Here is a 4,798-nt window from a genome sequence, read left to right on the forward strand (position 1 = left end):
TTGTGAAGAAGTCTTAGAACCGCTAATTTTTCATCTTTTGAGTGGTTACTTCGAGCCATAAAAAAATGCCCCCTAGATAAACAGATTTTTATTTTTTAATCTGTCTACCTAAAGGGGAGCATATCAATAGAAAGAAGGGTTTTTTCTTTTGTTCATTTTCTTATGGAGCGGTGATCAACCCTTTATCAGCGATTCCGAGGCTTTTATCAGCGATGTTCGGTATTTTATCAGCGATTCTGAGGCTTTTATCAGCGATGTTCGCTGGTTTATCAGCGATTCTGACACCTTTATCAGCGGTGCCACATTTTTTATAGTAAAACTGTCGACTTCAACCGAGCGATTCTCTCTCACTCCATAAAAAAAAAACGATTTCTGCGTATATGCAAAAATCGCTTTCACCTTATTTGATCGCGTCGAAGCGTTTATAACCTACTAATTTTGTAGACCAGTAGGAGTTTGTAACATCTGAAACTTCAACACCATCTGACCCTGAATGGATAAATTTATTATTACCAAGATAAATACCCATATGAGATATTCCATCTTTATACGTATTCTCGAAAAATACTAAATCCCCCGCTATTGGATTAGTAACTTGTGTTGTATTACCATAAAAATATCCTTCGCTGCTGTCTCTTCCAATCTTTAAACCACCTTGATTAAAGGCGTAGTAAATAAAGCCACTGCAGTCAAGGCCTTCAGGTGTATTACCACCGTAGACATACGGAGTTCCTACCAAAGTATTAGCTACGTCTATTGTTTTCTTATAAATAGCTTGTCCATTAGCTGAGGGATCTTTAGACGTTTCTTTTGATGGTGTTCCTGCACCTGAAGACTTATCACCCTCGGGTATTGTAGCTGTTGAAGATAATTTTAACACCTGGCCAACGTAGATAGCATCTGTCGTAAGTCCATTCCATTCTTTAATGTCCTTTAGTGTCACATTATATTGCTTAGCAATTTTTGATAATGTATCTCCTTTAACTACTGTATGGGAAGCAGTTGTTTGCTTCGGTGGTGTTGTTGGTGTTGTTGGTTTTGTTGTGGATGGATTTGAAGGTTTCCCTGCTTCATTCGTAGATGTTTTTGAAACCTCAAGCTTTTGCGCTACATAAATCATATCATTCTTTAATTTGTTCCAGCTTTTTATGTCTTGAACTGTTACTTGATGATTTTGAGCGATTTTAGATAAAGTATCTCCTTTTTGCACGGTATATGTAGCTGCTTCTGCGGTAGGTAGGGCTAAAAATGAAGTAGCTATAGTACTTAAAGCAAGGATTCTCAATTTTTTTGATTTTTTCATATCAAATTGCCTCCGTTCATGCTAGAATATTCCCTTGTGAGTCTATCATACTAGATATTAAAGTAATGAGAAATCGGAAAAACTGACTATTTTTCAAACATTTTATCAATCTTATTGAATACTACAGAATCCGACAAATTACGAGAAGATATTCATTGCAAGATTAGTATTCATATGGTAACATACACTTCTGTATTTAAAATTTTTAGAAAGTTTCATCTTTTCAATCTTAAAGGAGTTTTTATTTTTATGAAAAACATAGTGCTTTTCATCAAAGAAAATTTAGCAGTAGGTTTATTATTATTTGCCTTATTTTTAGGTGCTGGAAATATTATCTTCCCTCCATTATTAGGTCAACAAGCTGGTGAAAATATTACGTTAGCTATGATTGGTTTCTTAATAACGGGTGTTGGTTTACCACTCTTAGCAATCGTTGCTGTTGCGAAAGCAGGTGGGGATTTACAACTGCTTGCTAATCGTGTCAGCCCTACTTTTGGTGTGATCTTTACATCAATCGTTTATTTAGCGATTGGTCCATTTTTTGCAGTACCTCGTACAGGTTCGGTGTCCTATGAAATAGGGATTGCACCATTTCTACCTGAGTCAGTAGCAGATCATTGGGCACCACTTTTTATAACGTCTGTATTGTTTTTTGCCTTAATATTATACTTAGCTATTAACCCTACAAAGCTTGTCGATCGTGTAGGTAAAATTTTAACACCTGCTTTATTGATCGTTATTTTAATTCTAGCGGTTAAAAGCTTTATTTCTCCAATGGGTGAACCAGGGACAGCTGTAGGAGAATATACTGTATCTCCTCTGACTGAAGGCTTTGTTCAAGGCTATTTAACAATGGATGTTCTAAGTGCGCTTGTTTTTGGTATCGTTATTTTACAAGCATTGCGTGACATGGGGATGTCAGATACTAAAAAACAAATCAAAACGACGATTTTCGCCGGAATTGTTGCGGCTATTGGTCTATCATTTGTTTACATCTCGCTTGGCCAAATTGGTAACACTAGTATAGATGCAATTGGCGCTTCTGATAATGGCGGTGTTATTATTGCAAAATCCGCTAAAGTTCTATTTGGTAATTTTGGAAGTGTTATTTTATCTACTACTATTTTACTAGCGTGTATATCAACTGCTGTAGGATTATTAACTGCTAATGCTACGTATTTTAATAAGTTATTTCCAAAAATATCATACAAAACATTTTTAATAGTTTTCACAATTTTTAGTGCGGCTATTACGAACGTAGGTCTATCTACAATCATTAGTGCATCACTGCCTGTATTATTAATGATCTATCCGCTAGCAATGGTGCTAATGGTACTGTCGCTTGTCGATCATTTCTTTAAAGGTGGACAAATCGTTTACATTTTAGCTTTAATTCCAACATTCTGTGTTAGTCTATATGATGGTTTAAAGGAAATGAATATTAGAATTGCACCCTATGAGAACATTTTAAATGCTTTACCATTATACGAGCAAAGTTTAGGGTGGCTTGTACCTGCGATTATCGGCGCACTTATCGGCTTTATCATTCATAAACTTATGAAAAGATAAAAGAGTTTTAATCTCATAGCCAAAAGTTCAGGATGACATTACTGGAGGCTTGGCAATCAAGTTAAAGATGAGGCCCTGGAGCGCAAGTGAAGCGCATCGTACTCCCTCCGCAAGCTCTGCTCTGTGCGAAAGCGAAGCGTCAGCAACAAAGCTTCCAGTTGGAACGGAAATCACCTCTATGAGCCTTCTACATTTATTAAATAACTAGAATCTGCTTGCTTTTGCGACTGTTTTCGCAAAATGCTTGCAGATTCTTTTTTTCAGTAAATTCCCTCTATCTCTATTCGCGGTTATATGGAAATTCATGTATAATACAAGTAATTAGAAAAGAGGTGTCCTATGAAAAAATTAGTGTGGTCTTTCGTATTTATTCTAAGTTTCTTCATCTTTCCATTTGCAAACGCTTCTGCTGCAAGCAATGAACAACAGCTTGTAAAGGAGATCAAGGAAATTATTGAGGAAAAATATGTTGGGACGATCAATGGGAATTTACAAAACGCCAAAACAATTCCAGAAATTATTGATATGCTAGATCCTTATTCCACATATTTTACGAAACAGGAATTTGAGGAATTTATCAATAGCATCAATCTATCAACAATTGGGATTGGTGTAGTCATCGAAGAGCATGAAGATGGCATTCATATTTTACGAGTATTTGAGAATAGCGGTGCAGCTAATGCCGGTATCGTAGCTGGAGACATTATTACTGCAATTAACGGGCAATCTGTTGTAGGAGGCTCCATACAAGAAGCATCGTCCCTATTAATCGGTGATGAGGGTACTAAACTAGAAGTGACACTCCAACATGTAAATGGTAAAACTTCTACTACAACCATTACACGAAAAAAATTCACATTACCAAATGTGGAATCTGAATTACTATTTGGGAATGTTGGCTATATTGCCATGTCATCCTTCTCAGAAGACGGTGCTAAGCTTGTAAAGGACGCGCTTGTTCAATTAAAACAGCGTGGTGCAACTTCCTTTATATTAGATTTACAAAACAATGGTGGTGGCTATGTGGCAACAGCTGAGGAGATGACAGGGCTATTCCCACAAGCAAAAATTGCTTATTTACTAGAAGAAGCACATGCCTCTTATAAAGTACGTGCAGCCCATCAAAACGAAAAATTTCCGGCTAATACACGTATTCTAGTAAATCGCTATAGTGCTAGCGCCTCTGAAATGTTAGCAGCATCATTACAAGATCAGCAATCTGCTATTTTATATGGGGAAACTACATATGGAAAAGGCGCTATGCAGGGCTTTTTTGAATTGCATGACGGTAGCTATTTAAAGCTAACAGTCGGTAAATTTACAGGTCCATCTGGGAAAACAATTAATGAAGTTGGGGTAAAACCAAACATCCAAACAAAGACTGCACCTATTTTCCAGGCCCATTACGATGCAATAAAAGAACAATATACACATTACAAAGAACTAGCAAGCTTAAAAAATGTACCGTCTACTAAAACATTTACAGTGAAATTATCTCAAGCACTCTCTTCGCAGATCGCTGAAGGTAGTGTTCAGCTCGTCGCTTTAGGCGGTAACGAAGTACCAATTACAACAAAAGTTGATGGTCAATCATTGCTTGTTACCCCATCAAAACCGTTAAACAGCGGACAAGAGTATATGCTTCTTGTTCATCCAACTATTCAAAAAGAAACAGATAAAAAGCTTCAACAAGGCATTTATCTTCGTATTACAGTAAAGAAATAAAAAATTCCTCTCACCAATTAGTGATATGCTCCCCTTTAGGTAGACAGATTAAAAAATAAAAATCTGTTTATCTAGGGGCATTTTTTTATGGCTCGAAGTAACCACTCAAAAGATGAAAAATTAGCGGTTCTAAGACTTCTTCACAAAGGACAAAAGACAATTTCAGAATTAGCTACTATATTTCAGGTTTCTTATAAAACC

General features: G+C 36.4%; 4 protein-coding genes. 3 read left to right on the forward strand and 1 reads right to left on the reverse strand.

Annotation, left to right across the window (positions count from 1 at the left end):
- Positions 1-400: 400 nt before the first annotated feature.
- Positions 401-1,303 carry a C40 family peptidase gene (locus BFJ97_RS23025; protein WP_068986925.1) on the reverse strand — a complete coding sequence of 301 codons (903 nt, stop codon included), beginning with the start codon at positions 1,301-1,303 and terminating at the stop codon, positions 401-403.
- A gap of 249 nt (positions 1,304-1,552) precedes the next feature.
- On the opposite strand from BFJ97_RS23025, the gene brnQ reads away from it, so the two are divergent.
- From brnQ to BFJ97_RS23035, 3 genes are all read left to right on the forward strand, one after another.
- Entirely contained in the window at positions 1,553-2,872 is a 1,320-nt protein-coding gene (gene brnQ / locus BFJ97_RS23030; RefSeq protein ID WP_068986926.1) for a branched-chain amino acid transport system II carrier protein, read from the forward strand.
- Between the two features lie 49 nt (positions 2,873-2,921).
- Entirely contained in the window at positions 2,922-3,080 is a 159-nt protein-coding gene (locus tag BFJ97_RS24990; RefSeq protein ID WP_175401855.1) for a hypothetical protein, read from the forward strand.
- Between the two features lie 131 nt (positions 3,081-3,211).
- Entirely contained in the window at positions 3,212-4,597 is a 1,386-nt protein-coding gene (locus BFJ97_RS23035) for a S41 family peptidase (RefSeq protein ID WP_068986927.1), read from the forward strand.
- The last annotated feature ends 201 nt before the right edge of the window (positions 4,598-4,798 follow it).

This window comes from Lysinibacillus xylanilyticus (genome assembly GCF_001708185.1).
Lineage (GTDB): Bacteria > Bacillota > Bacilli > Bacillales_A > Planococcaceae > Lysinibacillus > Lysinibacillus xylanilyticus_A.

Excerpts from the sequence above, each read along its gene's own strand:
- BFJ97_RS23025 (WP_068986925.1), bottom strand. The coding sequence starts at position 1,303 with ATGAAAAAATCAAAAAAATTGAGAATCCTTGCTTTAAGTACTATAGCT.
- brnQ (WP_068986926.1), top strand. The coding sequence starts at position 1,553 with ATGAAAAACATAGTGCTTTTCATCAAAGAAAATTTAGCAGTAGGTTTA.
- BFJ97_RS23035 (WP_068986927.1), top strand. The coding sequence starts at position 3,212 with ATGAAAAAATTAGTGTGGTCTTTCGTATTTATTCTAAGTTTCTTCATC.